General features: G+C 32.0%; 20 protein-coding genes, 2 tRNA genes and 1 pseudogene. 2 read left to right on the top strand and 21 right to left on the bottom strand.

The window, feature by feature from the left end:
- Positions 1–223, top strand: a pseudogene (locus P690_RS04235) (IS256 family transposase); the annotation flags it as partial.
- A 1215-nt stretch (positions 224–1438) separates the two neighbouring features.
- Here P690_RS04235 and P690_RS0101350 read toward each other — a convergent pair.
- The 21 genes from P690_RS0101350 to rplM form a co-directional block, all read right to left on the bottom strand.
- Positions 1439–2680 (bottom strand): phosphoglycerate kinase, encoded by a 1242-nt coding sequence (locus tag P690_RS0101350; RefSeq protein ID WP_027122005.1) that lies wholly within the window; start codon positions 2678–2680, stop codon positions 1439–1441.
- A 7-nt stretch (positions 2681–2687) separates the two neighbouring features.
- On the bottom strand, positions 2688–3716 hold the full coding sequence (gene gap / locus P690_RS0101345) for a type I glyceraldehyde-3-phosphate dehydrogenase (protein WP_027122004.1): 1029 nt from the start codon (positions 3714–3716) through the stop codon (positions 2688–2690).
- Between the two features lie 128 nt (positions 3717–3844).
- Complete coding sequence (locus tag P690_RS03950) at positions 3845–4714, bottom strand: DegV family protein (protein ID WP_245576658.1); 870 nt, start codon at positions 4712–4714, stop codon at positions 3845–3847.
- Between the two features lie 143 nt (positions 4715–4857).
- Positions 4858–4933, bottom strand: a tRNA-Ala gene (locus tag P690_RS0101335).
- Between the two features lie 7 nt (positions 4934–4940).
- A tRNA-Ile gene (locus P690_RS0101330) sits at positions 4941–5017 on the bottom strand.
- A gap of 30 nt (positions 5018–5047) precedes the next feature.
- On the bottom strand, positions 5048–5908 hold the full coding sequence (locus P690_RS0101325; protein ID WP_027122003.1) for a hypothetical protein: 861 nt from the start codon (positions 5906–5908) through the stop codon (positions 5048–5050).
- Positions 5902–6828, bottom strand: coding sequence for a phosphatidylglycerol lysyltransferase domain-containing protein (locus P690_RS0101320; protein WP_027122002.1), 927 nt, complete (start codon positions 6826–6828; stop codon positions 5902–5904). Before P690_RS0101320 ends, P690_RS0101325 begins: the two co-directional genes overlap by 7 nt.
- Positions 6828–7220: a F0F1 ATP synthase subunit epsilon gene (locus P690_RS0101315; protein ID WP_027122001.1), complete on the bottom strand. Its 393-nt coding sequence runs from the start codon at positions 7218–7220 to the stop codon at positions 6828–6830. The genes P690_RS0101320 and P690_RS0101315 overlap by 1 nt, the downstream gene beginning before the upstream one ends.
- Positions 7220–8629: a F0F1 ATP synthase subunit beta gene (gene atpD / locus P690_RS0101310; protein WP_027122000.1), complete on the bottom strand. Its 1410-nt coding sequence runs from the start codon at positions 8627–8629 to the stop codon at positions 7220–7222. The genes P690_RS0101315 and atpD overlap by 1 nt, the downstream gene beginning before the upstream one ends.
- A gap of 2 nt (positions 8630–8631) precedes the next feature.
- Entirely contained in the window at positions 8632–9501 is an 870-nt protein-coding gene (atpG, locus tag P690_RS0101305) for an ATP synthase F1 subunit gamma (protein ID WP_027121999.1), read from the bottom strand.
- A gap of 6 nt (positions 9502–9507) precedes the next feature.
- Positions 9508–11064, bottom strand: a complete 1557-nt coding sequence (gene atpA / locus P690_RS0101300) for a F0F1 ATP synthase subunit alpha (protein ID WP_027121998.1) — start codon at positions 11062–11064, stop codon at positions 9508–9510.
- Between the two features lie 3 nt (positions 11065–11067).
- Positions 11068–11613, bottom strand: a complete 546-nt coding sequence (atpH, locus tag P690_RS0101295) for an ATP synthase F1 subunit delta (protein ID WP_027121997.1) — start codon at positions 11611–11613, stop codon at positions 11068–11070.
- Positions 11614–11617: 4 nt separating this feature from the next.
- Entirely contained in the window at positions 11618–12214 is a 597-nt protein-coding gene (locus tag P690_RS0101290) for a F0F1 ATP synthase subunit B (RefSeq protein WP_027121996.1), read from the bottom strand.
- 2 nt (positions 12215–12216) lie between these two features.
- The gene (locus P690_RS0101285; protein ID WP_027121995.1) at positions 12217–12510 is read right to left on the bottom strand and encodes an ATP synthase F0F1 subunit C; all 294 of its coding nucleotides are present in this window, start codon (positions 12508–12510) and stop codon (positions 12217–12219) included.
- A gap of 106 nt (positions 12511–12616) precedes the next feature.
- Positions 12617–13510 carry a F0F1 ATP synthase subunit A gene (locus tag P690_RS0101280; protein ID WP_027121994.1) on the bottom strand — a complete coding sequence of 298 codons (894 nt, stop codon included), beginning with the start codon at positions 13508–13510 and terminating at the stop codon, positions 12617–12619.
- Positions 13473–13982 (bottom strand): MG406 family protein, encoded by a 510-nt coding sequence (locus P690_RS0101275; RefSeq protein ID WP_027121993.1) that lies wholly within the window; start codon positions 13980–13982, stop codon positions 13473–13475. Before P690_RS0101275 ends, P690_RS0101280 begins: the two co-directional genes overlap by 38 nt.
- A gap of 182 nt (positions 13983–14164) precedes the next feature.
- Positions 14165–15949, bottom strand: coding sequence for an MIP family Ig-specific serine endopeptidase (locus tag P690_RS0101265; RefSeq protein WP_027121992.1), 1785 nt, complete (start codon positions 15947–15949; stop codon positions 14165–14167).
- Between the two features lie 109 nt (positions 15950–16058).
- Complete coding sequence (upp, locus tag P690_RS0101260) at positions 16059–16682, bottom strand: uracil phosphoribosyltransferase (RefSeq protein WP_027121991.1); 624 nt, start codon at positions 16680–16682, stop codon at positions 16059–16061.
- A gap of 5 nt (positions 16683–16687) precedes the next feature.
- A complete protein-coding gene (ispG, locus tag P690_RS0101255) occupies positions 16688–17767 on the bottom strand; it encodes a flavodoxin-dependent (E)-4-hydroxy-3-methylbut-2-enyl-diphosphate synthase (protein WP_027121990.1) in 1080 nt (359 codons plus the stop codon).
- A 53-nt stretch (positions 17768–17820) separates the two neighbouring features.
- Positions 17821–18213 carry a 30S ribosomal protein S9 gene (gene rpsI / locus P690_RS0101250; protein WP_027121989.1) on the bottom strand — a complete coding sequence of 131 codons (393 nt, stop codon included), beginning with the start codon at positions 18211–18213 and terminating at the stop codon, positions 17821–17823.
- Positions 18213–18656 (bottom strand): 50S ribosomal protein L13, encoded by a 444-nt coding sequence (rplM, locus tag P690_RS0101245; RefSeq protein WP_027121988.1) that lies wholly within the window; start codon positions 18654–18656, stop codon positions 18213–18215. Before rplM ends, rpsI begins: the two co-directional genes overlap by 1 nt.
- 167 nt (positions 18657–18823) lie before the next feature.
- On the opposite strand from rplM, the gene glyA reads away from it, so the two are divergent.
- Positions 18824–20053 carry a serine hydroxymethyltransferase gene (gene glyA / locus P690_RS0101240; RefSeq protein WP_027121987.1) on the top strand — a complete coding sequence of 410 codons (1230 nt, stop codon included), beginning with the start codon at positions 18824–18826 and terminating at the stop codon, positions 20051–20053.
- Positions 20054–20102: the final 49 nt, after the last annotated feature.

The following is a 20102-nucleotide window of genomic DNA, read 5'->3' as shown; positions in this document are numbered from 1 at the left end:
TACTAGCAACATAGTTGAAAACTATAATTCAGTAATTGGTAGTTTCCTAGCTGCTAAAAAGTCTTTTAATAACATAAACCAACTGTTATTAGACCTTTATGTACATTTTGGTTACAACCCAAGGTACAAAAAACTAAATCAGAAAAGTAATAGACTGAGAAATTGATATAGAATATATGAAGAGTTAATGGATGTATTTCCGAACTTACTTAAGAAAAACTAAAAGTTCGAAAAAATCCAGATTACACAAAATTAGCTTCGTTCCCTTTTTTGATGATTTTTTGCCAAAATTTTTTTCTTGTGATTCACTATTGAAATTTATTAAACAAAATGCGCAATTGTAATCATGATAAATGTGATTTTTAAACGATTTTTAGTTGATGTTTTTTTGGTTTTTATTTTGTTAAAACTTAAATTTTTAAATTAAATTTACTTAAAATTTTGTGCCAAAATATTACTCATTTAAAAAAAGATTGATACATGCGTTATCATAATACTCATTTCTAATGGATTCATTGATCAAATTGTTTAATTTGATGACTCGTCACAGCATGAAACTAATTTCGTTTAAACTCATTTTTTTAAAATTCTGTTCTTCTTTGATCGTTTTTCAGAATTTTTATAAAATTTTTGACAATATTTTGATTAATATATTTAAAAAACTCCACTCCTATATTCTGAACGTTTGAACAGTGATCATTAGACAGTTTCAAAGCTTCTTAATATCTTTGTATTTGTCTTTTTTGAAAATTTCAATTTAGCATTTTAATTCCAATACTATCGTTCTTTTACGCTTCCAAAGACCACCATAATCGATTAGATTAAAACTTTATAAAAATCTGATAACCTCGATATTGTAAAATATCACTATCTTGCTAAGTTTTTTTATTGCGTGTTAAAAGCGTTTAAAATTTTTAAACAAAAATAATGATTGGCGTGCTTGAAAAAGTGCTAATCAATAAAGCATGTTTTATTTGTTTCATCAAAAAAAACTTGTTGTCTACATCTTTAGGTAAAATCATTCAACATCATGATAAATAAATCTTATTTTGACGATTGAAACATAACGTTGATCGCGATATTTGTTTCATTCAATCTAACCAATATTGCTAAACCAGATTGTTCAATTCTAAATTTCCAATCAACAACACACAAATGATTTGATTGATTACATTATTTTATCTTTAATCAGTTCATCATTACGTTTTCATCAACAACAATAAAAGTTAAGCAAATATAACCCTCATATGTATATCTTGACTTATAGAAATTAAAAAATTCGTATCAATTACATTGCAAAATTGAAAATTAACTATCTACTCAATATATGTTTTTTATTTAAAGGAAAAAAATATTTTTAAAAATTTAGCTAATGACTATATCTATGAAAGAAAAAACCTAGCTGAGCTAGGTTTTAACTTTGAGTTGACTTAGATGATTACTTAGGTTGAATTGCTTCAATACCTGGTAACACAGTTTCTTCCATAAATGTTAATGAAGCACCACCACCAGTTGAAACGAAACTGAATTTATCAGCAAGTTTAAATTGGTTAGCAGCAGCAGCACTATCACCACCACCGATTACACTGTAACTATCAGATTCACTAATTGCTTTAGCAATTTCATATGAACCACGTTCATAATTTGGGTTTTCAAACACCCCTAAAGGACCATTTCAAAAAATTGATTTAGCTTTAGCAATGTAAGTTTTGAAAGTTTCGATAGATTTAACACCAATATCTAAAGCTTCAAAGTCTTCATCAGCAGTTTCATCTTTAGCAAACACACACTTACCAGCAGGTGCAGTTTTGATATCAGTAATCGTACTAGCTTTAGTTACCATTTGGTCAGTTGCTAAAATAATCTTATTAGTCTTATCATCAGCTAAGATCTTTTTAGCTGTGTCTAACATTTCAGGTTCATATAAAGACTTACCGATATTATAACCTTTAGCCATATTAAAGGTATTAACCATTCCCCCACCGATTAGAATATGATCAGCAGATTTTAGTAATGATTCGATCACCTTTAATTTATCAGATACTTTAGCACCACCCAAGATCACAACGAATGGGCGTTTTGGTGAATTAGTTAATTTTGATAATGCTTCTAGTTCTTTTTGAACTAAAAAACCGATACAAGAATGTGCAATGTTTTTAGCAATTCCAACGTTTGAAGCGTGCGCACGATGAGAAGTACCGAATGCATCGTTAACAAACACATCAGCTAAACTTGCTCAAAATCTTCCTAATTCTTGGCTGTTTTTAGATTCTTTTTTAACAACTTCGCCGTTTTGATCAACATCATTGTAACGTGTGTTTTCAAGTAATAAAACATCTTTATGTTTTAATTGCTTCACAGCTTCAACAACATCATAACCAACGTTTTCTTCTAAGAACTTAACATTATTGATCTTTGTTTTTAAGTTCTCATAAACCGGTCTTAAGCTTTTCTTCTTAGACTTAATATCGTCTAATGATTTAATTCTGCTTAAATGGCTTAGTAGGATGATCTTACAGTTTTGTTCAATTAGATACTTAATTGTATCTAACGCTTGAACTATTCTAGTTTCGTCTGTAACTTTACCGTCTTTAATTGGAACGTTGAAATCAACACGAACGATTACGGTCTTATCTTTTAGATCAACATCCTTTAAGGTTTTCTTATTGTAGTTAATCATTATTTAATTATTTTTTAGCAGCAACTTTTTTATCTGGTAAATTAGCAAAGTACTTAGCAACTCTCACTAATTGAGCAACGTATGAAGATTCGTTATCATATCATGCGTATACTTTGTATAGTTTTTCACCATTAGCTTCTAGTACTGAAGTTAATTTACTATCAAAGATTGAACCGTGAGTTTCGTTTAAAATGTCTGAAGAAACGATTTCATCTTCTGAGTATAAGAATGATTCAGAAGCAGCAGCTTTCATAGCTGCATTAATTTTTTCAACAGAAGCATCTTTTTCTAACTTAACTGTTAGATCAACTAATGAACCAGTAATTGTAGGTACTCTTACAGCTATACCGTTTAATTTTCCAGTAGCTTTAGGAACAACTAGACCAATTGCTTTTGCAGCGCCAGTTGAAGTTGGTACCATGTTAAATGCAGCTGCACGACCTCTTCTGAAGTCTGAGTGAGGAGCATCTTGTAATCTTTGATCAGCTGTGTAAGCGTGAACAGTGGTCATGAAACCAACTTTGATTCCAAACTTGTCTTCTAATACTTTAACAACAGGAGCTAAACAGTTAGTTGTACAACTTGCTGCAGAAATAACAGTGTCAGTTGATTTAATTTCTTCGTGGTTTACGTTATAAACTACAGTCTTGATGTCTTTTTCTTTAGCAGGAGCTGATAATACAACTTTTTTAGCACCACCTTTAATGTGAGCGCTTGCTGATTCATTTGTTAAGAAACGACCAGTTGATTCAATAACTAGATCAACTTTGTGGTTCTTTCAAGGAATTTGCGCTGGATCTTTTTCGCTGTAAACTTTAATTTTTTGTTTACCAACAACAATTTCAGTTTCAGTTGAGCTTACGTTTTGGCTTAACTTACCGTGAGCTGTATCGTATTTTAATAGGTAAGCTAGAGTCTTAGCATCAGTTAAGTCGTTAACTGCAACAACTTCTACATCTGCGTGATTTAATAGCTCACGGCAAACTAAACGGCCAATGCGTCCAAACCCGTTAATACCAATTTTTAATTTTGACATTTAAGTTTTCTCTTTCTTTTAATTTTTAATTAAATTCTCGATATAAATTTTAATATTAATTAATAAAAAGTTAATAATTAATAAAAAATTATTAACTATTAACTTTAAATAAATTGGTTTAAGTACTTTTATTTAATTAGAAAACTCATTGAAAACGCATTCACTCCAGTGTGTACGCCAATTACTGGTGTGATCAATACGATATCAAGATCATTAATCTTTAGTGCTTTTAGTTGTTCTTTAATTAATTTAATTAGTTCATCAACTTTCTTTTTTTCTTTAAAGGTGTGACAAAAACCAAGTTTGATGATCTTGTTTTTAGTTAATTTCAGCACATTGCCAGCAAAACTAATACACTTTTCAATTGCTGTTTTTACATTAATTGCTTTATCAACTAACTGATTAACACCTTTATGAAATGCGATAATTGGGCTGATCTTTAAAATCCCTGCAATTAGTGATTTAATCTTTGAAATTCTTCCGCCCTTGCGTAGTTGGGTTAGATCATTAACCACGATCATTGAACAAATTCGTGATTTTCAGTTCGTAATATATTCTTCAATCTCTTTGATTGATTTATCTTGTTTAATTAATTCTTGAACATCATTAACCAATCATCTTAATGAGATCGCAATATCATGAGTATCAAAAATACTAATATTCTTATGATCACTTAGTTCTGAATCGATCACTAACTTTCATTGGTTGTAAGTTCCGCTCAAACCACTTGAAATCGTTAAAACAAATACGTGATCGTATTCATTTGCTGCTTTCTTAGTCACATCCAACATCGTTTGCACTATAGGCATTGATGTTTTAATATCAACATTTTTATCGTTTACTAACAGATCATAAACTTCTTCTTGTTGAATGTCCACACCATCTAAATATGTTTTTGTATTATTTACCGTAATTTGTAGCGGTACTACAAAAACATCTTTAAATTCATCTGCTTTAATCGTTGATGATGAATCTGTGATAATTGCGATCTTTTTCATATTTTAAAAATCCATTAAGTATTAACGTCTATTATTATACTATATATAAAAAACGAACAGCTATTACAAGGCTGTTCGTTTCTATTATATTGAATACCAAATCACCGATTGGTATTAGTTTTAAAAAATTAAGTAAGGTTTAATGGTGGAGACGAAGGGGGTCAAACCCTCGACCTCCTGAGTGCAAGTCAGGTGCTCTATCAATTGAGCTACGTCCCCGAAAAACTGGTGGAAGTAAATGGACTTGAACCATCGACCTCACCCTTATCAGGGGTGTGCTCTAACCAGCTGAGCTATACTTCCGTCGTGATTACCATATGAATTATAACATAATTAATTCAACTCGTTAAAGAATATTTGATTTATTTTTAATTTAGATTGGTAATAACAACGGGTAAGATTAATTTGGTTAGTTTTCACTAATGCTTTGTTATCTTTGAAATCATCATGTTGATAATCATTCAAGCTTAAGGTTAAGATTGTAGGAATCTTTAAGATTAAATTATTAATATCGTTTTTATCCAGATAATAAAGCTGATAAGCTTCATAATCCTTACTTAGTTGGCAATAACTATGATCAGTATAATAGATCACATCACCGATTAAGAAATTAAATAATAGGTATTTCTTATATTCATGCAATGAATAATCACTATAATTTTCAATCTTATTTTGAATAAAATATTGCTTGCGTATTTGATAAAGATCATTAATCTTATCTTGGTGTAGGTGATAGTTAAATAGATCGATCTTATTTGAATGATCGTTTTTTTTATACTGATTGCGGATAGCAAATTTATGTAGATTATCTAATGGCGTTAGATTAAAGTTACGATAGATCTTTCAATTAAAACTTTGAATTAAAACTAAATCATATTGCTGAGTTAATTCGATCAAGAATGGTTCAAACCCAGTGTTGAGTACGCCTTTACCACGAAAACGTTCATCACTTACCACTCCAAAAACTAATGCTGCAGTTTTAGACTCATTGTTAATCATCAACTTTTTTTCTAAAACAAAGCAACCATATTTAAAATCTTTTTTTATATCTTTTTCAACAAAAATTTTAATCTCTTGACCGTAATAAACGTTAACCAAATAATCCCAAGAAAATTCATTTTCTTCGGTAAATGCGCGTAAATAAAAATATTTAAATTGTTCGATTAATTTGGGATCTTTGGTGAGTTCTAACATATGATTTTTACTAGATATCGTTTAATAATAAATTCAGGTTTATACGATAGTTTTGAATAAAAGATTGAAGCACTTCCCATATCATCTTGGCGATCGGTTAGAGGGTCGTTAATGTGATGAATCTTTAAGCTGTTACTTAATAAGTATTGATATGATCCACGGTATTTTTCATCGCAGTGTTCAATAAAAATCTCGCAACGATTATTAACTGAATAAGAAACACAAAACCCGATAATCTTTTCTAAATAATATAACGCCGTTAATTTTAGTGTGCCATCATCAATTAAAGGTCTAATTGCATAGAATAAAGCTAATTCAGCTTGGTAACTAGTTGGATCTTCCCAATCATTAATCCATTCCAAATAAAATTTTTCTAGCTGATTAAAATCAACGTCATTGTTAATTTTAATCGTGGCATCTTTTTCATATTCTTTAAGAAAAAAATTAAGATGGTTGCGCTTTTTTTGTAAGTTTTTACCGGCTAAACTGATCAATTTTTTTGTTTCATATAAAAAGTTTGATGAGTTCTCATGAATCACTTCTAAACTATATTTTGTTTTTAACCATTCTAGTTCAATACTAGTTAAATCATCAATAAAGATTGGTTGATTTTTGTCCAATTGATCGATCTGTTTTTTAATTAAAGCTAAAAAAAGATCTGGTTGGTTTGGTTTTGTGATCGGAGCTACAATAACTTTTTGGGTTGGTGTAAACTTATCATGCAAGAGTTCATGCAAAAGGTTTTTTTCTAAATTAGGTTCACCAAAAAAACTAATGCCATCTTCAACAAGATGATAACTAATATCTAAGCCATAAAAAGATCAAGAATAATACGTAAGTGCACTATAAAAATGACTAGGATCAATCTGATTGATATGGTCTTGTAATTCCGATACATTATTTAAGTCTAATCGACGCATTATTTTACTTCTTTTAGTTTTAATAATTCGATATCTAAAGCGTGTTGTAGACGCAGCAATTCTTTAGTATCAGTAGTATCTTTAATCCTGGATTCAAGATCTTGCTTACGTTTGATAATATCATCATAAGATAAGTTGTCAGCAATGATGAAATCTAAAGCAAAGATCTTAATTAGATCTTTGTTACAGTAAAGTGTTGCATTATCAATAACCACGGCTTTTTTAGTTTTATCAGGATAGGTAATATAACCTACAGAATTACTAATTGCAAAGATTGATGGTTGGGTGTTTCTCATAAAACCAGCATAACCATCAGCACCTTTAACTATGATCATTTCGATCTCTTCATCAAAGAGAGTGCCATTAGGACTTAGGACTTTGAGTTTAACCATTATTTGTCTAACGCTTTAGCTTTATCAATCGCTTCGTCTATTGTACCAACATAGAAGAATGCTTGTTCAGGAACATCATCATGTTTACCTTCAACAATCTCACTAAAGCCTTTAATTGTTTCACTAATCGGAACGTATTTACCTTTATTACCACTAAACTTTTCAGCCACGAAGAATGGTTGAGATAAGAAGTTACGGATCTTACGTGCTCTTGAAACTGTTAGTTTATCTTCTTCAGAAAGTTCATCAATTCCTAAAATTGCGATAATATCTTGTAATTCTAAGAATTTTTGTAAGATCATTTGTACCTTACGCGCAGTTTGGTAGTGTTGAATACCTACCACACTTGGGTCAAGTAATCTTGAAGTTGAATCAAGTGGGTTAACTGCTGGGAAGATCCCAAGTGATGCGATATTACGGTCTAAAACGGTCTTAGCATCTAAGTGGGTAAATGTTGTTGAAGGCGCTGGGTCAGTTAAGTCATCAGCAGGAACATAGATTGCTTGAACTGAGGTAATTGAACCTGATTTAGTTGAAGTAATACGTTCTTGTAATGAACCCATCTCTTCAGCTAAAGTTGGTTGATAACCAACCGCTGAAGGCATACGACCTAATAATGCAGATACTTCTGAACCTGCTTGAGTAAATCTGAAGATATTATCAATAAATAATAACACATCTTGGTTATTAACATCTCTGAAATATTCAGCCATCGTCAATCCTGTTAATGCCACACGCATTCTAGCACCGGGAGGTTCATTCATCTGACCAAACACTAATGCGGTTTTATCAATAACACCACCTTCAATCATTTCATAGTATAGGTCATTTCCTTCACGAGTTCTTTCACCAACTCCCGCAAATACTGACAGACCACCATGACCCGTTACAATATTATGAATCAACTCTTGCACTAATACGGTTTTACCAACACCAGCACCACCAAATAGACCGATCTTACCACCCTTAGCATAAGGGATAAGTAGATCAATTACCTTAATTCCGGTTTCAAAAACTTCCAATTCATTTGATTGGTCAGCAAAACTTGGAGCAGGACGGTGAATTGACATTCGTTTAACTGATGGATCAATTGGTTTTTTCTCATCGATTGGTTCACCAATCACATTAAACATCCGACCTAACACTTCAGTTCCTACTGGAACTGAGATTGGTTGGTTTGTTGATGTTACTTTAACGTTTCTTGCTAGCCCTTCAGTTGGACCCATCGCAATACATCTAGCAATATCATCCCCAATTAATTGGGCAACTTCTAAATGAAGTTTCATATTTGGTTGATCAATGATCAAACAATCATAGATATTAGGAAGATCAGATTGTTTTTCAAAAACAACGTCAACTACTGGTCCTACCACTTGGTAAACCTTACCATAAGTGTATTTTGTATTCATAACTATTTAGCCGCTCCTGCAACAATTTCATTAATTTCTTGGGTAATTTTGGCTTGTCGTAATTGGTTATATAACAACTTATATTTGTTATATAAATCATCAGCATTTTTAGCAGCCGTATCCATTGCGTTTCTTCTGCTTGCATATTCGCACACCTTAGATTCGATTAAACAACCATATAAGATTACTTGTAATAGTTGTTTTTCTAATGCGGGAATAATAACATCAACACCTGGTTCAAAACTAATATTTTTAGGAAAGTTATCATTAATCTGATCTAAGGTGTCTTTTTGAAAGATTGATGGATCAGCAGGAATCAATTGGATTTTTTTTGATTCAAACGTTAAGCTGTTAATGTAGTTGGTATAAACACAGTTAATTGAATCATATTGATTTTTTTCATAAAGCTCAAGCACAAACTTACCAATCATATAAGATGATTCAAAATCAATGTGCTTATCATTGATTGTGTAAGTTTTAATTACCTGATCTTTGTGGTTGCGCGTTTTTAGATAAGAATTTAATTTAGTTCCAATTAAGATGATCTCATCATCTTTTGAGATCTCGTTAACTAAAAGTTTTCCTATATTTGTATTATAAGAACCACATAAACCTAATTGGGTATTGATTACGATCCACAGTTTCTTATTTGATTTATTATTATCAACAACTGTTTTAGGTTTAGTTTTATTGTAATTGGTAATGATCGCACCTATTACTTCATAAAACTCTTGATAAAACTCTTTGTTTTTACTTAAGGTTGCTTTAAAACGGTTTAACTTTACAGTTGAAAGCATCCTCATTGCTTTGGTAATCTTGTGAGTTACTGTGATTGATTCCATCCGACGTTTTAAATCTTGCATCGAAGCCATATCAGATTACTCCAATTCTTTTTGATCACCATAAAGTGAACCATCATAATCCACTAATGTTGAAGTGTATTTTTTAACTGCATCTTTGAAGAATGCTGTTAGTTTTTGATCGATCTCGCTATCAAATTCTTTTTTATCTTCTAATTGTTTGTAAACATCAACTTCTTTAATCTTATCTAGAACAAATTCTTTAAATTTAATGATGTGATCAGTTGGAATTCATTTGATGAAGCGGTTTCTAATTGCAAATAACAACACTGCTTCACTAGTTTGATCGATCGGTTTAGATTGCGGTTGTTTAAACATTTCCATCACCCGCTTACCGTGTTCTAGTACGATCTTAGTTTCAGCATCTAAATCTGATGAGAATTGTGAGAACGTATCTAATTCACGATATTGCGCAAGTTCTAATTTTAGACTACCCGAAACTTGTTTGATTGATTTTAATTGTGCAGCTGAACCTACACGAGAAACTGATAATCCTACGTGGATGGCTGGTCTTTGACCAGAGTTGAATAATGATGCTGTAGTGAATAATTGCCCGTCTGTGATTGAGATCACATTAGTTGGAATGTAAGCTGAAATATCACCGGCTTGAGTTTCAATAATTGGTAAAGCTGTAATTGAACCAGCACCTAATTCGTCGCTTAATTTCCCAGCACGTTCAAGTAATCGTGAATGTAAATAGAAGATATCCCCAGGATATGCTTCGCGGCCTGGTGGTCTTCTTAATAGTAATGATAATGCACGATAAGCTACAGCATGTTTTGATAGGTCATCATAAACAATTAAGACATCTTTGCCTTGTCTCATTCATTCTTCACCAATCGTTACACCAGCAAATGGTGCAATGTATGATAGTGCTGCTAATTCACTTGCAGTCGCACTAACGATTGTGGTGTAAGCCATCGCTCCAGTTTCTTCTAATAATCTTGTAATCTGAGCAACAGATGAGTTCTTTTGACCGATTGCAACATAGATACAATTAACGTTTTTACCTTTTTGGTTAATGATCGTATCAAGTGCAATTGTTGTTTTACCAGTTTGACGGTCACCAATAATCAACTCTCTTTGACCTTTACCGATTGGTAACATACTATCAATCGCTAAGATTCCTGTTTCTAGTGGTTGGTGAACACTTTTACGTTGCATTACCCCGTAAGCTAAACGTTCGATCGGAGCATAGCCACTAATATTTTTTAATTCACCCTTACCATCAATTGGTAAACCAATTGGGTCAATTACTCTACCCAATAAACCATCACCCACTGGTGCTTGAATCACTTTACCAGTTCTTTTTACTGAAGAACCTTCTTTTAGATCAAAATAATCTGATAACATTACCACCCCAACTGAGTTAGGTTCAAGGTTTAATGCGATCCCATATGCGCCATTTTCAAACTCAACAAGTTCGTTTAATAAAACATCGTCAAGTCCACTAACACGCACGATTCCATCACCGATCATCATAATATACCCTTTTTGATCACTTACGATCTTATTAGCATATTTCTTAATCTGATCTTTAATTAATAAAGAATATTCATTTAAATTAATTGCCATAGTCTAGTTTTCTTTCGATAAGGTTCTTAGTTGATGTTTTAATAATTTTAGTTTGCCATCAATTGAGTTATCAATTAACAGATTGTTTGATTGGATTCTGATTCCTGCTATCAAGCTGGGATTGGTTTGGTATAAAATTTTTATTTGCGAATCAAACTTTTTATGGAGCTTTTTTACCAACTGGGCTTTTTGTTCTGGATTTAGTTCAATCGCTGAAACCACTTTAATAAAGATTGTGCGATCTTCTTCTTCGATCATTCTAAAAAACTTTTTAATGATTGTTTTAATATGAAAGAACTCGTTATCATCAATCACAACTTTTAAAAAGTTAACGATCGTTTCGCATAAGTTATTCTTAAAAACGACATCAATAATCTCGCGCTTTTGCTGTTTTGATAAGACCTTACTATTCATTAATGACATTAAGTCATCATCTTTTTTGACTAAATCAAAAACAACTTTTAGGTTGTCATAAAACAACGGCACATTATTTTCTTCATGAGCTAGATCAAGTAATGCTCTAGCAAAACCCATTATATTAGTATCCATAAAATTAGTCTAAGTTTTTTAATAGTTCATTGACCAATCGTTCGTGATCTTCTTTAGCAACGTTTTTCTTAATTAATGTTGAAGTTGCTTCAAGAGCAACATCAACGATTCGATCTTCAAGCTCTTTTTTTAGGATAGATTCTTGTTTCATAATTTCAGCTTGAGCATTTTGAATAATTCGGTTTGCTTTACGCTTAGCATCAGACTCAAGATCAGATTTTAATCGATAAGCTTGGTTAGTCGCTAAATTGATCATTTCGCGTGCTTGTTGTTCAGCTTTTTGCTTTTCTTTTTTAGCGTTATCTAATAAAAGTTGCGCTTGCTTTTTTAGTTCATTAGCGTTATTGATTTCAGCTTGGATTGCTTCTGCTCTTTTTGCTAAAAACCGTTTAGTTGGTTTTCACAATAAGAAGATTCCCAAGATGATAATGATTGATAATGCGATCGTGTGAGCAACAAAAACCCAAAAATTGGGAAAGAATTCATTAACAATTGTCTTAGATTGCAATTCATCTGGAATTGAACAAGATGAAACAATTGCTGATATTATTACGAAGTTAAAACTTAATAATAAAAGTTTTTTAACTTTGGTCAATCGCATAACTAACGTGCTACGAAAATTAGAATAAACGCAATAATTAACGCATAGATCGCACTAGATTCTGCAATCGCTGAACCAACGATCCAGAATAATTGAATCTTAGGTAATAACTCTGGGTTACGTGCTAAGGCAATAGCACAAAGCCCTGATGAAATACCCTGACCAGCACCTACACCAGAAGCTGCAGTCATCGCCATACCAGCACCAATATAAGCACCAACGTGGTTAGTTAATGTAACATTAACTTCAGTAGCTTGGTTGATTAGATCGTGGATTGCTAGAAAAATGTTGTTCATAGTTATTTTTTCCTTGTGGTAATTTTTAAAATTATTTTTAATTGCTATTAAATTTTACAAAATATATTTTTTAACTTATCTGATTAGATTAATTTATTAGGATAAATTATTTGACGTTTAGTCGTTGGTTTTCAAGCATTTCTTGTCTTTTTTCTTCAGCTTGGAATTCAGCTGCTTTTACTGGTTGAGATCAATAAGTAAGCATTAAGCTAACAAACACAAATGCTTGGATCGCTGAAACCGAAATATCGAAGTAGACATGGAAGAATGGCAAGAGCAGTCCCCCTGCTAAAGATCCAAAGACCAAACCAACATTAAATGTACTTGGTGGACCTAGTGTAAATAGTGTTCTAAACACGCTATACAATAAAGCGACGAAAATTGAACCAGCTAAAACATTACCTCATAAACGCAACGAAATTGATAACAATGGTGCGAAGTAACCAATAATATTTAATGGGTTTGGCATCAATGGAATCACTTTCTTTTTAATTTTGATCACTAAAAAGAATTGATGGAAGTAAGCTAACTTTTGGTATTTCACCCCCATTATAAACGTTCCAAAAAACGACATTAATCCTAATGAGAATGTAACGGTTGATGAAGATGTTGGTGCTGCTATTCCACCTACTAATGACATTAAGTTACTAATCAAAATATAGATGAAAATAACAATAAATAAAAGACTGTACTTGCGATTTTTTTCGCCCAATAAATCAACCGTGAGATTTTCAAATTGTAAGATTAACAACTGCACAACCAAAACATAACCTGTTGGTGGTTTAGTTGGATCTAATTTTTTTAACCTTGAATAATATACAGCGGTTAATATTACAATGATGAATAGCACCAAAAAAATCGACATCACGTGAGCTGTGGGAATTAATGGTGTTCATTCAATTCCTTGTGATGCAAGCGGTTTGGTCGTCAAAAAGTCTTGTCAGGCTTGTTGTGTCTGCGTACTAAAAAGCTTCTTGTAGACTATCTCCTGTGGCAACATTGCTATTTAATTCCTTAAGTTTGTTGCGTTCTTTAATATCTTTATTTAATATTCAGTAGTTAACTACGATATGTATTCCAATCATTGATAAAGGTCATAAGATCGCAGGAAAGACATTAAACACTTTGCCTTGAAATTGCCATTGATTCATAACTCCAATGATCACAATTGGGATCACGTATCAAAAAATTCTTGAACAAAGAGTTAACACCCCAAAGATAAAAAAACCAAAACGTGTTGATTTAACTTGTTTCATATTAAGCTTTGTTGCACTTTTATACAACAAATTGGGAACAATTAACCCAATTACCAAGCTAATATTACAAAACACCAAGGTTAACAAGCCACTATAAAACCATTGTAAACCAATGATTTTAGAGAATATTAAGGCCAATAAAATGATTAGTGCTAAGATGGATAAAGCATTAAAAGCAATTAAGTTGCATTTAATGATTTTTTTATCAACTATCATCTGATCTTAAATATATTTATAAAAGAACGATTAAATTATACGCCTAATAAATATAAATAGTAAAAATGCTTAAAGATATTGATACCAAAATTAAAAAAGAACTTATTCAATTGATAAAAAAGCTAGAAAATAAATTAATAATAAAAAAAAAGATTGGTTAAATTAACCAATCAAATTGTTTTTTAATTTTGGTTATTACCAAATATATTTTTAAAAATTTCTGTTCATCAAGCGTTAAGCGAATTGTCGTTGTTATTGTTTGGTGTATTGTTCGTATTTGTTGTTGTAGGGTTTGTGCTAGTACCTAAATTTGAGTTTGTTGTCGTAGTTGGTTTTTGAGTGGTATTAGTTGTAGTCGTGTTAGATGAAGAAGGATTTTTCATCTCTTGTAATAAACGAGATGATAATTTAAGTGTTGTTATTGCTCTTGTATATGAACCATAATCATCCGTCATCAAACTGTTACCATAAATTAAATCGTATGGTTGGATTGTATCAGTTTCAAATCGGTTAGCAGCAGTTGCAACATTAACTGAGATCTTGCTGCGGTTGAATAATGAAGCCACTAAACCAAAGCTAGCTTCTTGATTTTCATCATCTGAAACTGTACCAAAATAAATTCCCAAAGCTTGACTGTTTGAAGTTAATGCTAACGAGCCTGATGAACCTGCTGATAAATTTGAATTTTGAATAATAAAACCAAAACCGTATTGTTTATATTTAACGTTACGATAAACTAATTTGAAGTTTCTAGCGATATCAGCATTATAAATCCCTGAACGAATTCCACCAGTTGCGCTTAAAAATACTGAGCTTGATGTTGCTACTTTTTGACCGTTTAATTTTTCGGGAGTTGAAGCATTGATTGTTCAACCTGGTGAACCTTTAGGATCGTTTGTTACAGGAATTGGGCGGTTAGTTATTGAAGGAACATTAAACTTTGTGTACTGTGGAGTTGTTGGTCAATCTGAGTAGTATGGATAGCCACCAAGATATACACTAAAGTCTTCTAAACTAACTTTATGATCAACATAATTTGAATTGTCAAAAAAACCTAATTGTGGTAATTGATCTGTTGTTCCATCGGTTTCATTTTTCTTATTAGGTAATGTTGTTGGCTGGTTATAAATTGTTTTGTTATCTCATAACGATTTAGCAACATTCATTGCTGGAATAATCCAACGGTTATAAAGTTGTCTTTCATCGTTATAACGATAAACTTTTTGACCTTCTCTCATTGTTCATGAAAGATTTAATGTAATTGCTAAAACAGCAAAATCAATGTATTCACGAATCCCATTCGGATTATCATTTTCAATCGGAGTAATCCACTTTGGCGCTTCTTTATAAAAGCTAGTTGCTGTATATACGGTTTTAGGCAACGCGCTTAATGGCATGTAAGTTAATGATTTAGGGTTATGATCGTTTTTAATCGCTAAATCTTCATCCCATTTACCTAAATTGAAATAAAGTGTTTGATCAACACCAGCTAGCGGTAGTTCGTTTTGGTATCAGCTTGGTCGATATTTTGCGTTATCTAAAGGATTTAATAGTGCTTCTGCTACGTGTAAATTTGTCGCAAAATATCCAGTTCATTTTGCGTTTGGATCATTATCATCAACTTGCTGAGCTTGTCAATCAAATAATCATCCTGTACCAAAAACACGGTAAGGACGATCAATAGTGCTAGGAGTAACTCCTTCACTATTTGACATTAAACGTGATGGATTATACCCACCAGAATTGTTAAATTCAAAACTAAAAGTAATATCGTAAATCTTCTTATAATTGTTCGATGGTAAAAATGCACTAAGATTATTGATTCTTGACGAATTTACTTCTGTTTTTTGTGTTCCCCAATTATTTATAAAATCAAATATTCCACAAGATGAAACAGTAGTTGCGACTACTGTCATTCCTGCAATTAATAAGGGTCATTTAATAATTTTTCTTGGTCTAAAACTCATTCTGGCTGCGTCTGCTAATTTTTATTTTGACAAATAAATTAACACTTTTCAATTATTTATCTAACCGTTTAATACCTAATAATAACATAGTTATATAATCTTTGTTAGTTTATTTAGTACCAAAAATACGATCACCGGCATCTCCTAAACCAGGATAGATGTAGTTTTTTTCGTTTAGTTTTTCATCTAAACAAGCAAGATAAACACCTACATCAGGGTGGGCTTCATTTAAAACTTTTAAACCTTCAGGTGCACCTAACAATCCCATGTATTTAATCGATCTTGGTTTATTTTTTTTTACCATGCTAATCGCTTTAACAACCGATGCTCCAGTTGCTAACATTGGATCTAACACGATCACATGAGCATCGATCATAGTTGTGGGAAATTTCGCATAATATTCAACTGGTTGGAAAGTTTTTTCATCACGGTATAAACCAATATGACCAACTCTTGCTGTTGGAATTACATTATGTACACCATCAACCATTCCAAGACCAGCTCTTAAGATCGGGATAATCACGAAGTTATGTTTTAGTTTGTGTGCTTTTGTTGTTGTTAGTGGTGTTGTTACTACAATTTCATCTAATTCGTAGTCCTTACCAACTTCGTACATCATTAATGTTGTGATTTCAGTTAACAACTGTTTAAAAAAATAATAATCAGTATTAACATCGCGCATCTTTGATAGTTTATCTGAGATTAGTGGGTGATTAAAGATAAAGTTTTTCATTGTTATTATTTATTATTTTTCCTTTTAAATAATTCGTATTCTTCTAAGATCATTCGTTTTAGTTCATCAACTAAATATTCTTGCTTCACAGATTTAACCACAATACCTTTTTTAAAGATAATTCCTTCTTGTTTACCACCAGCAATTCCGATATCAGCTTCTTTAGCTTCACCAGGTCCATTAACTGAACAACCTAAGATTGAAACCTTTAGTGGAAAATTAAGATCTTTTACAAAATCTTCAATTTCTCGTGTAACTTTAAATAAATCAAAATTCAATCGACCACAAGTAGGACAAGCAACAACATCAACTAAGTTATCATATAAACCAAGCGAGTTAAGCATTTTCTTAGCAACTTTAATCTCATCAACTGGATTAGTTGATAAAGAGATGCGAATTGTATCACCGATCCCCTTTAATAATAAAGGGGTTAGACCTGCTACTGATTTAATCGTGCCGTTGATTAATGTGCCTGCTTCAGTTATCCCTAAATGTAAGGGATAACTGAATTTTTTAGCACCTAATTCATAAGCTTCCATACTTAATAATGCGCTTGATGTTTTTAGTGAGATCACAATATTGTCAAAATCAAAACGTCTAAGCATTCGCACATATCTTTGCGCAGCAATAATCATTGCTTTTGATGTCACGCCATATTCGCGCATTAGATCTGATGGGATTGAACCAGAATTTACACCAACTCTGATCGGCACATTATGTTGTTTTGCTAACAAGCAAATTTCACGTAATTTTTCTTTAGATTTAATGTTACCAGGATTTAATCGAATCTTTTTACATCCTGATTTGATTGCTGCTATTGCATAATCGGGATTAAAATGAATATCAGCAATAATAGGACAAGGTGATTGTTCGACAACCTTACGAATCGCGCGCTTATCTGCATCATCAAACACGGCAATCCGAACAAGGTCTGCGCCTTCTTTAACTAGATCATTTATTTCTTTAAGACTTTTCTTAACGTGCTTTGTTTTAGCTATCGTCATTGATTGCAACACAATTTTATTCTGCCCACCAATCTGCACATCGCCGACAAAAACTTTCTTAGTTTTAGTTCTAGTATACATATAAATTGATTTACATATAAAAATAAAATCCCATAGACAGGGATTTTATCTCTCTAGCGCTTAGTAAATTGAGGCGCTCTTCTCGCACCGTATAATCCGAATTTTTTACGTTCTTTAACACGCGCATCACGTGTTACTAGTTTGTGTTGTTTTAATTGTTTTTTAAGTTCTGGATTCATGTTTACAAGAGCGCGAGCTATTGCTAAACGAATTGCACCAGCTTGACCAGTGAAACCACCACCGTTAACTACAACATTAATATCATAGATACTAGCTGTTTTAGTAACTTCTAACGGTTGACGCATATCTTGAATCACAATCTTGTTTGGAAAGTATTCTTCTGCTTTGCGGTTGTTAATTACTAACTTACCAGAACCTGGAGTTAACTTAACTAATGCGGTTGAAGATTTTCTTCGACCTAATCCTTTAAATGTTACTACAGCCATTATTTACTCCAATCAAGTTTAGTCGGTTGTTGGGCATCATGTTCATGATGATCATTTTTGTAAACTTTTAATTTACGCATCATATCTTTAGCAAGACGGTTTTTAGGAAGCATTCTTCTAATAGCGTCATATACTAATTGGTCTGAATAGTGGTCTACCATTTCACGTCCAGAGCGTGATTTAATTCCACCCATATAGTTAGAGTGTCGATATCACTTTTCGTTATCTAATTTGTTACCAGTCAAAACAACTTTATCACTATTTAAAATAATTAAATAATCACCACAATCAACATTAGGTGTGAAATCAGGTTTGTTCTTACCTCTTAGTAAGTTAGCAGCTTTAACAGCTAATCTACCTAATACTAAACCTGAAGCATCAACTAAATACCATTTGCGGTTTCTTGTTGCAACAACTGGCTTTTGCATTGTTGTTTTTTGCATTTTTTAAATTTCCTTAATAATTATTAATATTAAATAATCTTTGTTTTGAAATCCCACGATAAATATAGTTTAGAAGCCACTAAACTACATAAAGCATATAAATTTTACCATAAATATTCTTTATTTATAATAAACATGTTGTTAAAATTACAAACCGGTAAATATATATGGACATTTTTAAGCTAATCAATCACGAATTACAAAGACAAAAAGACCAGATTGAACTAATTGCTTCAGAGAACTATGTCTCTGAAGCTGTACTTAGAGCAGCTGGATCTGTATTAACTAACAAGTATGCTGAAGGAACGCCAAATAAAAGATATTATGGTGGGTGTGAGTATGTTGATCAGATTGAATCAATTGCTATTGAAAAACTAAAACAATTGTTTGGTGCGCGTCATGCAAATGTACAACCTCATTCTGGTTCAACCGCAAATGCAGCAGCATATTTAGCTTTGCTAAAACCACACGATAAAGTGTTAGCAATGGGATTAAATGATGGTGGTCATCTAACTCATGGGGCAAAAGTAAATTTCTCGGGAAAAATTTACGATTTCCATCATTATAATGTTGACCCAAATACCTATCTTTTGGATTATGAAAAAATTATGGAAAAAGCGATTGAAGTGCAACCTAAATTAATTGTTTGCGGTGCATCAAATTATTCTAGAGAAATTGACTTTAAAAAGTTTAGAGAGATTGCTGATAAAGTTGGTGCTTACCTGATGGCAGATATCGCTCATATTGCTGGTTTAATTGTTGCTGGTTATCACCAAAATCCCGTTCCTTATTGTGATATTGTAACTAGTACTACTCACAAAACTTTAAGAGGTCCACGTGGTGGGGTGATCTTAACAAATAAAGAAGAGTTGATGAAAAAGATTGACAGCGCAGTTTTTCCTGGTGAATTAGGCGGGCCATTGATGCATATTATTGCAGCAAAGGCGATTGCTTTTGATGAAGCGCTACAACCTGAATTTAAAACTTACATTAAAAATGTAATCGATAACAACAAGGCATTTTGTGATGCATTTATGAAGAAGGGTTATGAGATTATTGCTAACGGAACTGATAACCATTTATTTACGATCAATTTATTCAAAAAGTTCAATTTAACCGGTGATTTAGTTGAAAATTGATTATATCAAGCTGACATTGTTGTTAATAAAAATACAATTCCATACGATACTAATAAACCAATGACTCCAAGTGGAATTAGATTAGGAACAGCAGCAATGACAACTAGAGGTTTAACTCAAGAAGATTTTGTAAAGATTGCTAACTTTATTGATGAGATTATTCAATGAAAGGGTGATGAGAATGTGATTAGTAAAGTTAAATCTGATGTGAAAAAATTATTAGCAAAATACCCAATTTATCAAGATCGAACTTATTAGTTTTTAGATCATATAATCAATAACTATTCATTAATAATTAATAAGATAT

It is taken from the genome of Mycoplasma imitans ATCC 51306 (assembly GCF_000518305.1).
Taxonomy (GTDB): domain Bacteria; phylum Bacillota_I; class Bacilli_A; order Mycoplasmatales; family Mycoplasmoidaceae; genus Mycoplasmoides; species Mycoplasmoides imitans.
This window is presented reverse-complemented; position numbering and strand designations above follow the sequence as displayed.